Source organism: uncultured Sulfitobacter sp. (assembly GCF_964021855.1).
Lineage (GTDB): Bacteria > Pseudomonadota > Alphaproteobacteria > Rhodobacterales > Rhodobacteraceae > Sulfitobacter.
In genome coordinates this window covers 24,418-42,732 of sequence record NZ_CAXHZD010000006.1, presented here as the reverse complement: position 1 = coordinate 42,732, position 18,315 = coordinate 24,418, and the positions used below count along the sequence as shown (strand labels likewise).

At 55.8% G+C, this 18,315-nt stretch carries 1 protein-coding gene (only partly in view); it reads right to left on the bottom strand.

The window, feature by feature from the left end; translation table 11 throughout:
• Window positions 1-69 precede the first annotated feature (69 nt).
• Window positions 70-18,315 carry the 3' portion of a calcium-binding protein gene (locus tag AADJ11_RS17005; protein ID WP_341235629.1) on the bottom strand. 16,839 nt of this gene lie beyond the right edge of the window, so only the last 18,246 of its 35,085 coding nucleotides appear in the window; its start codon lies beyond the right edge, outside the window — the gene reads right to left on this strand; its stop codon occupies window positions 70-72.

Here is an 18,315-nt window from a genome sequence, read left to right as displayed (position 1 = left end):
ACTGCATTCAATTTCCCCATCTAAAAAAATATTTTGGTTGAATATCTTAGGCTTGATGATCTCCAAATTTCACGGGGCAGAGATTGACGTCACAAAAGGCGTCAGCGCGAACCGCAAGGAACTGGTTCCGAGCACATCAAATGTGAAATCCGCGCGGGCAAAATCATGGGCAAACGCCGTTAGGAACTGCTGCGTCACCATGGTGCGCAACGCGTCGTCCAGATCACCATGGACATATGTATTCGAACGGTGGGACCAGTGGCAGTAGTTACCAAAGTGGCCATAGCCGTGACCTGACGGGGTGTAGCGGCCATAGCGATCACCAAAGGCGAAATGGTTGTAAGACTTGCGGTGACCCGAGATGTAATCGTGGCCCGCGCCGCCAACGACGATGTTGTTATACCCTGACACGTACAGGCGGTCGTTCCCTGCCCCACCGAACACAATATCCGAGCCTCCGTAGCTGTAAATCCGGTCGTTGCCGTCTTCGCCATCAATCAGATCATTTGCACGGGTGCCGTGGATCAAATCATCTCCCGCGCCGCCCATGATAACTTGGCTGGCAAGGTCGCCATAGCGATGCTCGCGTCTGTCTTCGAACCGGCCCGATCCGCCGTCTATATGGTCATGGCCATCGCCACCGTCCAAGAAGTTCGACCCGGAAACGCCCTTGATATGGTCGTTGCCGCCATTTCCGGCAATGGCATTATTGCGGTCATTGCCTTTGATGACGTCAGAGTAGTTGGAACCGGAAACATCTTCGAAACCACCAGCCGAGGACAGTTTGATCGACAGCGTGGCGTGTGCATGACCGTACTTACCATGTGCGTGGGCACCCGGCATTACCTGGCGTCTGTCGCTGCCCAAGTCCAGATTAATCGGACCCTCAAAGCCGCTGAAGTCAAGCGCGTCGCCTGTGTCGTTCAACAGCCCTTCGGGCGTTGTACCGTGGCCATAATGCTTTGATCCGTGGCCGCCTGCGACAACATCGGATTCGACCAAGCGGTCTGTGCCCAGGTCATAGCCAGCGAATACATATGTATCGTCGCCAGTTCCGCCCCATGCCCAGTCATTATCGCCGCCGCCTTCGATCACGTCGTTGCCGCCCACTGTGACGTCAATCAGCTGCAACCCAACGACTGTATAGGGGTCAAGCTTGTCGAGCTCGCTGTGATGATATTCTTTTCTGTTGTTGTCATAGAAGCGGTCAAGACCAACGATGTTACCACCAATGATGATAACATGCGCATTGTCGCCGACGATGCGGTCATCGCCGTCTTCGCCGCGGATCGTATCGTTTCCGTCGCCACCGATCAGTACATCACCGTCAATCCCACCCAGAATGGTATCGTTCGACGTTCCAGGGGCACCGGTCATCGACGCAAATTCAAACACAGCGTCGTCAAACACCCGCATAAAGCCCTGATCGCCTAGAACCAGATCGGTATCCCAGTCACCTTGCTGAACCACGTTATCTTTGTCAGCACCGCCAACAATCTGGAAGCCTGCGATGCTTGGCGTGTCGTGATCGTACCAGCACCACTTGCCGTATTTGTAATAGCCGCCAGAGTTGATCCGCAGTTCGAATGCATCGCCAGTTATGCCGCGGAAGACCACGACATTCGCAGGCAGGCTTGGGTTCGACGGATCATATTCAATAAATTCGCCGGTAAAGTTCGCACCACGCGGGTCGTTCAGGCTGATGATATCGCCATTGGTGGACACCAGACGATAACCGCCATTGCGCGCTGCGTCGCGATCCTCGGCATCGATATAAAGGTACACGTCATAGCTGCCAGTGCCGTAGATATTGCTAAGACCCGAGACATCAACACCCAGTTCCGACTTGTGTTTGGCGTAGATGTAGCCGTTGAACAGGCTGCCGTTCTGAGTGTCGGCATTAATCTGATCATGGTCTTGGACATAGGCATCGCGGCCATGCTTGGACTCTAGGTCTTGGCCAACAGTGACACGGATACCATCAGCCGTCAGCATCGAGGCGACAGGTTTGTGATAGGTGTGTGTGTGGTAGTGGCGGCCCCAACCGTGGGTTTCGGAATAGGTTTTCGTAAAGTTGCCCTGATCGACAAAGTTCACCCAACTGCCGCCCGCCACATAACCAGCTTCGCCGTCGACCCAACCCTCATTGACTTGTGCGCCAAAGTTCATGCCCCAAGCGATTACATCTGTGCCCGAAGTTGCGTCATCGACGCCGTTGTGGACGAAGATGTCACCGGTATTGATGTTGTCATCGCCCTGCCCGCCAATCACGCGGTCTGTGCCATTTCCTGTCACGATTACGTCGTTGTAGTTCGGACCCGCGTCGCCATTGCGGCTTACGATTTCGCGCAGTTCGCCGAATTCAGCCGGGCCAACGCCGCCGGTACGCAGGAAGGTCAGGATGCCGCCGTCACCGATAACCGTGTCAGCATCAAAGCGCCCCATATCCGCATCGCCAGCGCTGTTGATCATGTCGCCACCGGCACCGCCAAGGATAATATCCTCGCCACCACCGGTCAGGATCACATCATTGCCACCGATGCTGTCTGCGACAGTCTCGAATGTGTCAATTTTATAGGACTGGCCAACAATCTGCAGACCCGAAAGCACCGGATAACCATAGCGCTGGTTTGATGGGATCGAGATCTCGATGGTAATCTCTCCGCCAGATAGGCCCGTCGCGACGACATAGTTCCCCAGACCCGGCGCATTCGGATCTTGCGATGTCACACGGATCAGGCTGCCGTCAAAGTTCACGTTATCAGGGTCGCTCACGAAATAGCTCTCAGATCCGATGGTGACCTGACGCACAGTACCATAGCGACGCTTCGTCTTACCGTCATCACCATCAAGATAGAGATACAGATCAAATGTCTCGTAGTGACGATCAAGACCGCTCAACGTTACGACCAGCGTGTCATTGTGACCGGCATAGAGGTATCCTTCGAACAGGCGCTCGTCTGCTGTGTCTGGGTAACGGATATCGCTATGGGTATCGTCATATGCGCTACGGATGCGGCCTTTGTAGTCGCGCACGCTCCAGTCGATTGTGACACCAGACATGATCACACCGCTTTCGTCGCGCACGAATTCTGCGGCGTCGTCGCCGTAGGTACCCCGACCGCCGTCCAGTTCGTTCCAGCCTTCTGCCTTCGGTGCGGGCTTGTCAGATGCCGATCCATCCGCGCCTGCGACACCATCAACTGTCGTGTCATGGCGATAGCGGCCGTTGCCAAAGTTAAAGCTGATCACGCCGTATTCCTGACCGCTTGGATCAGCAGCGGTGGACCCGGTAAAGACACCGGTTTCGTTCACGGTGATCTTGGCGTTGTCGCCAAAGACAATGTCGGTTTCATTGTCGACCGTTCCGGCGTTGATCACATCATCGCCGTTACCGCCAAAGATAATATCAGTGGACAGGCCCGTGCTGATCACATCATTGCCGCCGAATTCAGGATCAATCGAGACAACATCCCGCAGGAAGGTATAGGCACCTGTGACCGGGTTCACAAAGTTGATGAACCCGTGGTCACCCAGCACAATATCCTGACCATCCGTACCAGCGAAGCCACCAGCAAAATCCGTCACAATGTTATCGTTTTTGGCACCACCAAATACGATGTCATTGCCAAGACCCGTGGTGATCATGTCGTTGCCGCCAATGGTGGGGCTTTGCGTGGTCACGCTTAGGATTGCGATGGGCAGGTTACCAAAGTTGGTCACCGTGCTGTCAAACAGTGCCGTGCCGTTGTCACCCAGAACGATGTTATCGCCCTGACCCGCATCGATCATGTCATTCCCGTTGCCACCAAAGATCAGGTCAGTGCTGGCACCGGTCGCGATCTTGTCGTCATCACCAAGCGCGTCAGCGATTGATTTCAACGTGCGCAGCGCCAGACCAAAGCCCGGAACGTTGGTTTCACTTGCGCCAGATTCCAGCAGACCGCTGTCACCCAATACAATGTTGGCCCCTTCTGAGGCATAGATTTCATCGCGCTCATAACCACCCAAGACAATGTCATCGCCGCGGCCGGTGTTGATGATGTCACGACCGCCAAATGCTGTGTCGATAGAGGTCACCAGATCAAGCGTCGCCAGATTACCGTCGATGTTCCAGAAGGCCGCACCAAAGTCGCCGAAGATCAGGTTGATCGCATCGCTTTGGGTTGCGGTCTCGCCTACGTTGGCTGTGATGGTGTCATCTGCGCCACCACCCATAATCAGGTCAGCACCAAACCCAGTGCGAATAACATCATTGCCACCCGTGGTGGGCGATGTGGTCGAAATCTCGACCAATGCGATGGCCAAGTTGCCAAAGTTCGGGGCGTCGGTCTCAAAGATCACATATCCGTTGTCGCCCAGAACGATGTTGTTGCCCTGTGCGGCGTCAATGTCATCGCCAGCCTGACCGCCCAGAATGATGTCTGTGTCGTCGCCGGTGCGGATGATGTCGACACCGCCGCGTGTGTCTTCGATGGTGCGGATGGTTTGCAGGGCCAGACCGAAGGCATGAATATTCGTGGCCGCAGCACCCGATAGAATTTCACCGCTGTCGCCAATAACCAGGTTGACCCCTTGGCTGGCATCGATGTCGTCATTTGCATCACCACCGATGATGATGTCGCTGGACCGGCCTGTGCGGATCGTATCATTGCCGCCAACAAAGGTGTCGGTCGAAACCACACGATCAAGTGTCGAAAGGTCGCCGTCGTCGTTCCAGAAGGCAGCGCCAAAGTCACCCAAGATCAGGTTGACCGCATCGGATTGCGTTGCTGTCTCGCCTACATTGGCGGTGATGGTGTCATTGCCGAAACCACCAAGGATCAAGTCAGCGCCATAGCCGGTGCGGATGATGTCATCGCCGCCTGTGGTCGCATCAACGGTAAAGGCACTAATCAGCGCATAGCGGAATGTACCAAAGTTCGGTGCCTCGGTTGCCAGCAGAACTTCGCCATTGTCGCCGATGACAATATTGTCGCCCTGACCGGCATCAATGACGTCGCCAGCCTGGCCACCGATGATGATGTCTGTGCCGGTAAAGGTGTTGATGGTATCCACGCCACCCACATTCAGGAACGTGGATTTGAACGATGTCGGCGCACGTGCAACGCCATCGGTGACATCTGTCAGGCCGCCGGTCCCGAGACGCAGGCTGACGGCACCGGTTTCGTCAAGATACTCAAGCACACCGCGATCACCAAAGACGATGTCGTCAACGGAACCCGTATCGATTTTGTCGTTATCCTGACCGCCAAAGATCACCAACGGACGTGTTGTACCGGGGGATGTGACCGTATCTGCATCGCGGACATCAGCGTATTGGTTGTACGGCCCTTGGGTGTTCAGCGCAAAGAACCCATCGCCAGCATCCAGTGTGATGATGACCGTGTCATTGCCCAACCCGGTGTTTAGCGAAGTCACAGTCTGCGCGCCTGGAATATCGCGGATATGAGACGCGTCGATAAAGATCGTGTCGTCGCCAAAGCCGGTCCAATAGGTCACACCGCTCAGGAAGTTGCCCTGCGCATCAGCGGTATAGCCGATGGCAGCCGGAGCAATGCCAACCACGTAGATATCAGTCACGGTGCTAAAGGTATCGTCGATACCGCGTGCGCTGGCAGCGGCTTGCGCTTTGGCGCGGTTATCCGTGATCACCGCAGGCTGATCCGACGTGCCATCGCCCAAGATCGCTGCCTCGTCCGAGATCATCAGCTGATGGCGGCCTGTACCTGCGTCGATGTTCAGCAATCCGGTGATACCGTTCAGGTGACCGGTCAGGAACCGTGTGTCGCTGGTCAGGGTTTCTGCAGCCTCTGACGAGACATAAATGCGCTCATCACCCTCACCAAGATGCAAGGTTGTGTGTGCTGTTGTGCCCTGAATATTCAGAACGTCGTCATTACTGCCAAGCGTGAGGTCAAGGAACTCAACGTTATGATAGCCGATCCCGTCTTTTTGCAACGTGGTCGCGATGCGGTTCGTTTGCTGGCCCGCAGCACCAAGCGCGCCTGTGACGTTAACGGTGATTGGGTTTGCCGACCCGCTGATAATCGTCAGAACACCATCAACCGCATCAGTCACCAGATGTGGGCCTTGGGCCGCCGCGATCAAGTCGGCCAGCGCGCGGGCGATTGTCTGCGCGGTATCCCCTGCGACAGCGGTATAGCTGAATACCGACTGCGCTGCGGGCAAACCGGCAATCTGCGTTGGTGTGACCAGATCGGAAACCGTTACCGTCCAGATACCGCCGACAACGGGTGTCGCAATGCTGATATCTGTTTGGGTATAGGTGCCACCCAAGCCGCGCGTGTCGATGCTTGCGATCCGCGCATCGGCAAGGGCACCTTGGAACGTCAGATAGATGGCACCGCCCAAACGGTCCACGTCAACATTATGCGTGTAAGGCAGGAAGTCATAACCGTTGTTCGGATTCAGGATCGGATCGAGCGCGGCCAAAATCTGTGCCTCGGTTGCATCCCAGGCAATCGCCTCGGTTGTTTGCAGACGCACGATGCCGTTCACATCAGGAACCAAGAAGCTCAGCGTAAAGGTGCCGCTGTCGGCTGACAGGCGCAACACTTCGACGTTGTCGCGGCGCGGCGTTGTTGTCCCGACGCGTACTTCAACAACATTTACATCGGTTGTGGTGTCAGGTGCCGCCACCAAATTAGCGGTGCTTTCGACGCTCAGCATGGCGACGTCCAGACCACCGGCCAGCCCGCCAAACTCAACCAGATAGGCGATGCCGTTCTTGGTCTGGATGATTTCTACTGTAACGTCATAGCCCGTGATCGCGGCGATCTGTTCGCGCGCGCTTTGTGCTGCGGCGGCAATGGCGGATACAGACATCGCATCGTAATCAAAGGCCCCCAGTGTCGCGATACCAACCGATCCGGCAAAGCTCAGAGTAAAGGTGCCGCCAATCGCGCGCACATTGATCTGCTGGATCTCTGCAACCGATGGCATGTCCAACCCGGTCAGGCGGCTGCCAGTCAATGTCATGACATTTGCTTTGACGTCCAAGCTGTCGTCCAGGTTCAACCTGTCGCCTGCATCGTCGCCCATATCAAGCACCAGCATACCGGTGATCTGGTCAAGGACACCACGATCAGACCCGACATTCACGATGTCATTGCCTTGACCCGTGGTGATGAAGGTATGGCCCGACGTCGACTTTACGTTGACGACATCATCGCCGTTTCCGGTATCGATGCGGGTTTTGCCCTCATGCGTGGATTCGATGGTCAGCACGTCACCATTACGACCCAGGCGGATATCAAGCGCTTCGATACCGCTATAGGTGATGCCGCCAAGGATGCGTTTACCCGCGATCACAACATCATCGCCCATACCCAGACCGCTGAGACGGGTCGAGGTCAATACACCGACATCAGCCGCAGGGCTTTGGCCGTTAAAGATGGTCAAGGTATCGACCTGCTCGGCCTCATCAACGCGCAGGTTGGCGTTAACGGGTGCATAGGAATACAGGCGATCACTGCCGGTCGCAAAGTTGGCAGGCAGTGCCGCTGCAATTGTGGCAAAGCTACCGGACACGACGGGGCGCAGGCTTCCCGGCAGCTTGTTCGCCAGTGTTTGCGTGATCGATGCCGCGTCACCCGTGGAAAGCGCGCTGCGCACGGTGCCATCGACGCTTAGCGTCCATGTCGCACCGGCTGTTGTATCGAGCACGCGGATCGCGGCCATTGTCCACTTGACGCCCGCTTGGGCATATTGCCCGGCAACCGGGGTGCCGCCGATGATGACTTTGGCGTCAGCCGGGGTCACGACACCGATATCAAAGCCGCCCGTTGCGTCACCGACTTCGACGATGCGCAAACGTGTTTCACCCACCAGATTAACAACGGCACGTGCGCGGAACTGTGTGCTGGACTGGTTAATCGCCTTCGCCAATTCCAGCGCGATCGTTCCGGCAAAGTTGTTGCCTGCAGTCGTGGTATAGCTGAACACCTCTTGGCCCACGGTAGAGCCAGCGGTCGGCGATAGTGTGATCTGGTAAAGACCAGTCGTTGCACCAGCTGTCAGGTCAACGGTTGCTTCCAACCAATCCAGCATCCCCAGAACTGCGGCGCTTTGGTCCGGTGTCCCAAATACTTCGGCGGCACCTGTCACTGTCGCGTCATTGCCGTCGACCGTCAGATTTACGCTGAATGGGGTGCCTTCACCAATCTTGGTGCCACTTGCAAACGACAGGATATCCTGCGCCGAGCTTAGGATATCAACGCGGTCGCTGGTGCCTGTAATGCCCATCGTCGCGATATCATAGATCGTTGCGGTGCCATTGATGCGCGGATCAAAGCCTGGGCGCTCACCATAAAGCTTGTTCACATGGGTCAGCGCATGATCGGTGACTGTGGTCACACCATCAGTGGTCTCGATGCTGTCAGCCGTGCCACTTGGCAGTTTTTCGTTGCTTTCACCCGGCAGCAGGATTGGGTTGTTCAATTCAACCGCTGTTGGCGACACACCACCGATAACGCTGATCGGCCCACGAATAGAATTCACACGCTCGTCAAAGGCGGCAAAGACCTTGGCATCGCCACCGTCAATGATTTCATCGTCAATCGCCATCACGGTGATTGTCTGGGCCACATTCCAATTGCCTGCGTCAAATTTGACATACTGGCGCAGCACCATCGCCCCGTCGCTATCCGCAAGGGCCGTACCGACTGGCGTGATCTCGCCTGATGCTGCCAGCGTGGCACGCTTGTCAGCCAACACCTGAACCGAAACCACGGTGCCATCGACGCTAACGTCATAAAGCCGCGCGCCACCGGCCGCGATACGCGCATCGTCATCAGCCTGAATAGAAGCCGCCAGTTTGGCCGCGAGCGTTGCAAGGCTGTCACCGGCGGCAACAGTCTGGCTGTAGAGCTTACCAACAAAGGTGACGTCCCATGTCTCGCCGACGGCAGGGATGCCCGCAAATTCAATCTCAAGCACATTGTCGAAGTTAAAGTCAGGCACCGTGCGCGTCAGGATCGTGCCGCGGGTATCTGGCGTGATCGTCGCCTCGACAAAGAAGCGTGGCGTTGGGGTTACGCCCGCCCGCGTGATCTTGATTGCATCGCCCGCCAATACGGCTTGATAGCCCGCTTGCGCGTTGATCTGCGTGATCAGCCCACCGCGAATGTCAGACAGCTGATCACTCGCTTGAACAGTGTAATTTACGATCAAAATGGTCGCCTGATACGTGCTGTCATCATATAGCGCGACAGACCATACTTCACCCGCAACAGCCGACCCGGTGAATGACAATTCAGCAATCGGTGCTGCAACGCGGACCTGAACGCGGTTGGCTTCGCCAAAGTTCGCAGATGCGTCAAAGGCCAGATCGCCATTGTAAGTACGCGTCTTGAGCGGGGTCACATCGACGATAACCCACTTGTTACCCGTCAGCGCACCGGTCAAGACCACATCAAAGCTGTCAACGACGCGCGCATCTTCTTCTTCGCGCTCTGCCAGATCGGTGGAATTGCCGCTCTCGATAATCTCGACCGTCGGGGCGTCATCATCCAACAGCTTGAGATCAAAGGCAGACGGCGCAAGCTGTTCGTTGTTCTGACCGGCCACGTAGTCATAGTTCTCAAGAATTGCGGCATCCGCACCTTGGGCAATGTCAGCCGCGCTTAGACGCAGGCCCCATGTCGTGCCCTGCGCAATAACACCCGTGATCGGCGCAATCGAAACTGATGTATAATCCCAATAGGTGCTGCTCAAGACGCGCAATGGGCTGCTGCTGGCACCGTTCTGGCTGGTGGGTGCAGCGGGGTTTGACAAACGCACAACCTGCAGGCCGAACGGTGGCACACCGGCAGCCTCGGGGCGTTTGAAGATCACGATGGCATTTTCAACAACCTGCGGCGGTGCAATGCTGTTCGCGCCTGCTGCAACCAGATCAGTCACCCCGTTTGAGCTAACTGACACGATAGAGAACGGGTTGCCTAGTGGACGCGAAACAGTAATCGCGCCACCGGTCCGAACCGAAACGACATAGTTCTGATTCAATGCAGTGATCTGTTCGGCGATCTTTTCACCGATACCGTAGATACCATTCGGCACATCAGCAGCGACCGAAGTATAGGTGACCAATTGACCGTCCAGCAGGATGTTCCAAGTGGCATCCGCTGTGATCCCACCCACGATAGATGGCACGATGGTCGCCGACCGGTACAGCTCGGATGCCGCATAATCGCTACCAGCCAGTTTACCGATCAGACGACGGACAATGCTTTGCAACGTGTCGCCGGTAACAGCGGTCGCCGAAACGGTCAGATCATCCAAGACGATATTCCATGTCGCCCCGATCACAATACCGCCCGCGGCGTTCCGCGTGCCGTCGCTGACGGAAGAGGTCAGCGTCACAACCGCAACTTCAAGGGCGCGCTGTCCAACCACAGGCATAGTCGCGCCCGCAGGTGCAAGGGTTTCCAGCTCGAATGCCTGACCGTCGATAAACACGCGCATTGTGGTGTTCGCGGTCGCTTCGATCTCGAACCCGTTATTATAGAACGGGGTCTGAACTTTGGCATCAATGCTGAAACCAGCCGTATCTTCCACTCTCAAAACGCCGCTAATCACCACGGCCGTCAGGCCTTCTGGCTTGCGGGCATCAAATCTGATGGCATCGCGCAGGCCTTGCGCCACAGTAAGGCTGGTCGCCCCTGCGCCAAACGTAGCGCTGTATTCTTCGCCATTGATCGTGACGGTCCATACTTCCGAGATCGTGGCGTTTTGCGTGCCACGGAAGATCTGGATATCAGCCGAACGATACAAGGCAACGGCATTGCGGGTCTGCGAAATATCGGCGTTGATATTCGCCGCAAGGCCGCGTGCAATGTCACCCTGCCCCAAGCCAAGGAATGCATCCTGGCCCGACGTGATGACAGGCGTGACGCGGGTATAATGTACACCCTCGGGCGCATTATCGTCGTTGGCCGCCAATTGCAGCAGGCGCGGCGTGTTCCAGTTGCTGCTGTCAAAGCCGATCGTAACCGAGCTGCCCGATTGCGTACCGGATGGGCCACTAAAGGATACCGTCGCACCATCATTCACATTGAACGTCACCGTGACAGGGCCCGTTGGTGCGCGCGACAGGGCGACATAAATGCTGTCACCGTTTGCGGTCAAAAGAACATCCTCACCGACAACATCCGCATCGATGGTATCAACAGTCGAACCGGCTTCAAGCCGCGAGAATACCAATACCTTGGCGCTGTCATTATCGATGACCTCGACCAGTACGTCGGCTACGACGACCCCGTCATAGGCCTGCTCGTCTGTGCTGATCGTCCCTTGAACGGTGGTGTGGCGCAGGTTGATAACCTGACGACCTTCGGCAAGCGCGTCGTTCACGCCCGTCACTGTCACGTATTGGACTTGATCCCAGTTGGACGCGTCAAATGTCAGTGTGGTGTAAATCTCGGACCCGTTGACCATGACACCTTTGCCACCCGCAGCTTGGCTGCTTTCAGTGCCACGGGTTGGCGTGATGGTAATGGTCACGATGTCTTCTGGCGCGCGGGACAAGGCGATCCCATAGGAGTTGTGGATCAGCAACGGCGACGTAAGCGCATCTTCGAACACACGCAGCGCATCGTAGTCGTTAAAGACGATAATCCCGGCTTCGTCGTTGTCGGCGATGTTCGCCACGACATCTTTTGCAAAGATTGCGTTATAGCGGGCATCGTTACTGCTGACGATGGTTTGGATCAGACCGTTGTGACCGTTCAGGCTGTTTGAAACGACGGTGATCGCACCGCCTTCGGTAATGGCATTCAGATCAGCGCCAGCGATGTTGATGTTGTCGCTGCCAATGCCGCCGATGATCTCGACCTGTACGTTTTCATTTGTGCTTTCGATGTAGAAGGTATCGTTGCCCTGCAAGGCGTCGACTACCAGCTTCTCAAGACCGACAAAGCTGACAAACAGACCGCCGCCAAACACACCGTTTTCAGTGATCACATAATCATCGCCGAACTCGCTGCCGACGATGGTCAGCGTATCAAAGCCATCACCGCCATCAATCCGCACAGGGGCGTTGATGTTATAGGAAACAAAGTCAGCGCCCTGCCCGCCGTTGATATTTGTATATGGCGCGGCCGGATCATTTGGATCGACGCGAACAAAGGACCGGACAAGGAAGCTGTCATCGTCTTCGTCCCCGAACAGGAACAGTTCGGCCTTGTTGGAATAGACGGTAAAGTTGTCTTGGCCAGTGCCGCCGTTCAGCGTTGCGTTCTTGCTGATCCCGTTGGACAGGAAGCCAAGCGTAACTTGCGTGGTCGCATAGTAATCAATGCCGTCCAGACCGTTATACGGGTTAGACGCGTCACGGGCAGAGGCGAACAGCTGACCGACCTGGAAGGTATCATTGCCCGCGTCACCAAAGATGTTGAAGGTCGCCAATGTGTCATCAAGAACAAAGATGTCGTCGCCGTCGCGGCCATTGACCTGAATATCCCCTTCAAGGGCACCATTATATTCAACGCGCTCTAGAATGCCGGCAATCTGATCGCCATTGGCATCAAGCTGCAGGGCCGCAACCACACCAGTGGCAACCGCCGGGTTCAGGTTGGCACGGAACAGGAACAGGTCGGCACGGTTGGTCCCGTTGATTTCAGCGCTATCTGCACCTTGATCTGGCAACCCGCTATCCAGCAGACGGATCAGTGCAGTACCTTCGCCCGCCAGCCCGATCTGATAGAAGTCCGACCCCTGCTCACCATCAAGCTCCAGCACATAGGTTACGCTCAGGCTGCCGCTTTGCAGGCCGTTAACGAATGTCTGTTGACCGTATTCGTCATAGTTAACGCGCACGATGTCATTGCCTTGGCCCAGCTTGATCTCGGTCGGGCCGCCCAGCCGTTCGATATTCAGCACATCATTGCTGGAATCGTCGGTGGGAGAGACAGTCTCGTCGCCCATATCAATCTTGGTCAATCCGGCGTGGGTACCGTCAACATGTAGCTCGTTGTTACCGTTGCTGGTTTCCAGCACGAGGGTTTCGAACCCGGCGTATTTGATCCCGACTGTCATCCCCAGGCCGATAATCTCGTCAGCGGTCAGACGGTTGCCACGATCAACGGCACTGTCACCGTTGTCGCTGACCCGCAGGGTGTCGTTACCTTCGTTTGCGGCCAAAGCCTCGGAACCGCCATTGATGGTCAGTTGACCAAACAGGATGTCATTTACGGTGAATGTTGTAACTGGCGTCGTCATCACGGGCTTGCCGACCACAACGCTATCTACACCGGTCCCTGTCTCAATGAAGGTTGGGCCGTTCATCGCATAAAGGTTTACGGTATCGACACCGCCGCCTGTGCGCAGTGTGGTTTTGTCGGCCAAACCTGTTGAGGTGATCGTGGCGATATTCGCCCCTGCACCCAGATCAATTTCAATATTCTCGACCGCGATATAGCTGATGCCAGCCGCCGACAGGTTGAAGCCGGTGACGTCAATCCATCCCTCAAGAGCGGCCAGATTGCGCAGTCCGAGTGTGCCTGCAGATGTATGTGCATCATTGCTGCCGTCGATCAGCAACGTGTCGCTGCCACGGTCGATTGGGGATGTACCGCCGCCAAAGACATCATAGGCATCGAGATCAACCAGCGCATCAATCTCGGTCAGCGAACCTGCGTTACCGATGCGGATCGTGTCATCGCCCAGACCGGACCGGATATAGAGCGGGATGTCGGTGCTTTGGACCGTGATTTCATCGCCGCCACCTGCGGTGTTCAGATTAACCTGGTTCGTGTTGATGTGCGTGATCGTCACCGTCGCCGCACCTGTCACCGCAAGCGTGTCGTCATTTACAATAATCAGATCAGCATCATCCGACCCGTCAAAGCGCACAGTCGCAAAGCCGATGCCGGTGTCGTTGATATTAACGACAAAATCAGAGCCTTTGGGCGCGTTGATATGGTAGGTTTCTGGCGTGCCTTCTGACTTGGCGTCAAGCGTCACGGTGCCATCAAACGCGGCCACGGATACGACGCTGCCAGCGACACGGATTTGACGGTTCAGGTCATTAACCACCATGCGATTGGCAACACCGTTACCACCGGTCAAAATGACGTTTTCGAAGATACCATTAATATTTTCGACAGTTGCCGCAGTCCAGACATCGCCAGACGTGCCGGACAAGGTTCCCACAACAAAGCGGTCTTCGAACAGGCCAAAGTCATACGCAGTGAATGTTTCGATCAGCGTGTCACCCACCGAGGTGTTGCCGCCATCTCTGAAGATGTCGAAGCCTTCACCACCGGTGATCGTATCATTATCGGCCCCACCATCGATGACGTCATTATACTGCGAACCGATAATTGTATCGTTACCTGCGTCACCGTTTAGCTCAAGCGCCACGGTGTTTTGGGTCAGGGCGTGGGCATCGATCACGTCACCAGCACCGCCTGCGTTGATAAACAGCTTGTCACCTGCGTCGCGGCGGAAATCATTCAGGACGATGGCAACCGCAGTGGCACCATTCCAAGTCGCGTTCACCTTGATGTCAGTGCCATCAACGTCGTCTTGCACCAATGCAAACGTATCTGCCGCAGCGGTACCGTTGATAATCACGATATCGGCGTTGTTGTCCGTGGTGCCCTCGCGCGATGCTGCAGACCCGGTATAGCCAGGCCCTTCGACCGCAAGGTCATCCTCGATAATCAGGCGGCTGACCCCTTGGCCCGAGATGTCGTTGACGATGATTGTGTCCTGCCCGCCCAGCAACTGGATCTGAACGGTGCCGACGCCGCCAGTGATCGTTGCACCGCGTGTATTATCCACATTGCGGATCACAACAGACCCACGCGACAAACGCGCTGTGTCCGCTCTGGAAGAGCCGGTGACGTAAAGCGTATCCTCGCTGCCAGACCCGTTGACCGTCAGAATGCCAGCAGCACCCAAGGTACGGAAGATCAGGTCCGCGCCAGCGCCGCCGTCAACGCTGTCATCTCCAGCACCACTGTCGATTTGGTCTGCACCATTGCCGCCATTGATGGCATCGGCACCTGCGCCGCCAAAGATGATGTCAGCGCCATTGCCGCCTTCAATAGTCGCGCTTCCGGCACCCAATTGCTGGATAAAGTCATCGCCGCCAAGCCCAAAGATCGAAATTGACTGATTGCTGTGTGAAACGATCCGATCGCCCAACAGGCTGGGGGTCTCGCCCGCGGCAAGGACGCGTGTAACATTGGCACCGTGTACTACAGATTCCGCTTGGGCAAATCGCCCGATGGTGATCTGGTCACCAAAGTCTGTGACGGCTTCGCCCTGATTGATCGTGGCTTTGCCACTGCCCTGATAGTCGACAAGGTCAATGCCGTTGCCGCCGTTAAACAGCAGATCAGCAGTCACGCCTTCACGTACAAGGATCACGTCATTGCCAGCGCCGCCGTAGCCAGTGATCCTATTTACGCCAGTAAAGACTTGTTCGCGGCCCGAGTAGGTAACCCTGATCGTACCCGGTGCGATTTGCTCGATGACATAGGTCTCGTCCTCAGCACCTTCACCGATACCACGGTCGCCATTGCCGTCACCCATGTTCAGGATCAGGTTGCCGTTGTCTACTTCAGCCAGCTTGATCGGTTCGGGCAGTTGCAGATATCCAATGGTGAAATTCAGGTTCAACCGGATGCGGACAAAGACAATTTTGACGCTAGCACTTGCGCTGACCCTGATTGGTACGCTCCCGCCGTTGCCGATTGGAATGTTTGCCCCAAAGCTAAGGCTTGCCCCACCCCAATTGATCCCCAGACCATAAAGGCTAACAGACGCACTGCCCGAGAAACCGATTGTGTCGACCCCGCCAACGGGCTTGTAGAACACGTTGAAATAGAAGCTGCCCTCCATCCCGAAACCACGGCTGCCGAGCAAGACGCCCCCGCGCAAGCTGACATCGAACGTACCATCGCTTTTGAACCAGCCATTCGCCGCCAGCGTCGCGATGCCAAAGAAGTTGATGTTGGCGTTGAAGTTCACGTTCCATGCGTTGTTGAGAATGGTGACGTTAAACGACGCGTTGAACTTGATCGTCTTGAGGAACTGCACGTCCCCTGTCAGCGCGAGGCTAAAGCTGTTGGCCGCAAGCGTGAAGCTGCCAATCCGTTGCACAGAACCGGTGGTGTTCAACGTCAGGCGGCCACTGGCGCTGATATCGATGATCCGCGCAATGTTTGCGTCGATCGACACGTTCAGCGCAATGGCAATACCGGTGATGTTAACACCGGTGTAATAGAGCCCAGCAGCCCCTGCCGCGCGGACGTTAAGACCACCCAGACCAAAGACAACATCAAACGAGATTTCGGTCCGGTCGCTTAGGATCGCGATGGTGGTTTTCCCCGCCGCAGTGGCGAAGCCCACGAATTCAACGCTGCCCTGAATGACCAGCTTGACGCCGGACCCTACAGTAACGTTCTGACCACCAACGCTAATGACGCGCGCCGATGAGAACGTGTTCAGCCCGAAGGTCGCCTGGCCCTTGAATTCAAGAATGCCATTGATACCAGCATTGATCCCGAAACTACCGTAGATGATCATCCCACCTTCAGAGAGTACAAGCTTGCCCTGCAACGACAGATTATCAAGGACGCCAACAACCCGTGCGTTAACGTCGAGCTCGGCCTCGATCACAATGACCCCGGTCGCCTTACTGATGCTTAGTTCGAAGTTACCATTCAGCTTGACGATGTTCTGAATGCTCATTTCGGCATTGAATTTCAGGTACAGGCCATTTGCGATCTGGATCGTACCGGTCTTGAAACCATTGGCATCAATGGCCGCATCAGAGTAGCGTGCGTTACCAACGGTCCCAGCCAGCACATATTCCTCATCGTTCAAGAATGTGACCAGCGGCATCGTTTCATCGTAGGTGTTGATTTCAAGGCTAAACGACACTGCCGCATCCAAAGCAACCCCCGGAATGGCCAAGCCACCCACCAAGCTAAGTTGCGCCCGACCTACAAGACCGGCAGTCAACGTCGTTTGGCCGTTTACGGTTTCTGCAATGCTTTCAAACTTCAAATCCACCGTACCAAAGACGGAGCCGATATAGGCGATATTGCCATTTACCACACCCGTCAGGCGGACCGTCGATGTTGTCCGTTCGCCACCAGCAGCATCAACACCGTTGATAAATTCAGGCGTGCTGGAAACGGTCAGGGTCAGCGATCCGTTCAATGTTATCGCATCAAAGAGAGTGAGCGAGCCCTTGAGCGAAGCGATGAAGTAGACAGAAGGCGCTGCGGATAGATCATCCGGATCGCTAAAGTTGGGAAGGCCTGCCGAAATTTTGACGGTAGGTTCGGCATCCGGCGGTAGAAGTCCCAAGAAGGATGTCGGAACGGTGAATTCCTGCAAGGCAAGCGTCGTGTTGAACTGCAGCGAAATGGTGACATCAAGACGGAATTGGGTGGGGTCAATTCCCGCAAAATCGTTATTGGCTTGAGACCCTCCATCCTCTTCACTGCCACCAGTCCGCTCCAGCGACAGTTTGCCCGCAATACCATCGTTGGCACCGCTATAATTCACAATGAACAGACCCTGTGCGCGCCCTTCAATCAGCGGTGCATCCGATGGACCCACGACGACATTGGCTAGAGCAAAGACTTCTGCTCGATCCCTTGTGATCGAAATATAGAAGCCGCCGCTCAATTCAGCCAAGGCATCAGTGTCTGGGTTACCACCAGGGATGGTAAGCTTGATCGAGCCTTGAACTTCGAAGGCAAAAGATCCGGCAGGCATCGTGAATTCCCGCGCTTCGGAACTCAGGCTTAGGGTGTTGTCGCCATCTTGATCGACATAATAGGTGCTGGCACCACTGGTAATCCGCCACTGGTAGACACCACCATCAAACCGCTTGGTAAGCGCGATGGTTGCATTCTCATCCAGCGCAACGTCTCTGACCGCAAATGCCTGCCTTACAGTCGTATCAACCGCTTCTTCGGCGAACAGGCTCGCGGTTCTATTCAGAACCAGCGCGTTAACATTGGCACCGGTAATTTTAGAACCCAATAGGTCGCCGGAAATCCCCTCAAGCGAGATCGTCTCGGTCCGCTCTTGGCCCGACAGGTTGATTTGCAGCAAGGCATTGCCGTTCACGTGCAAACCAAACGCGGCCAGCGCAGAAAGGTTTGTCTGAACAGCCGCTACACCCCAAAACTCAGGACGTCCGGTGTCGCCACCATCTTCGATTGTGAAGGATCCGGCGATAGACCCGATATTGCCCAGCTTATAAACCTTGGCAGTACCCGAGAATTTCAACGTAAAGCGGAAGACATCACCACGGTCCGGATCGGT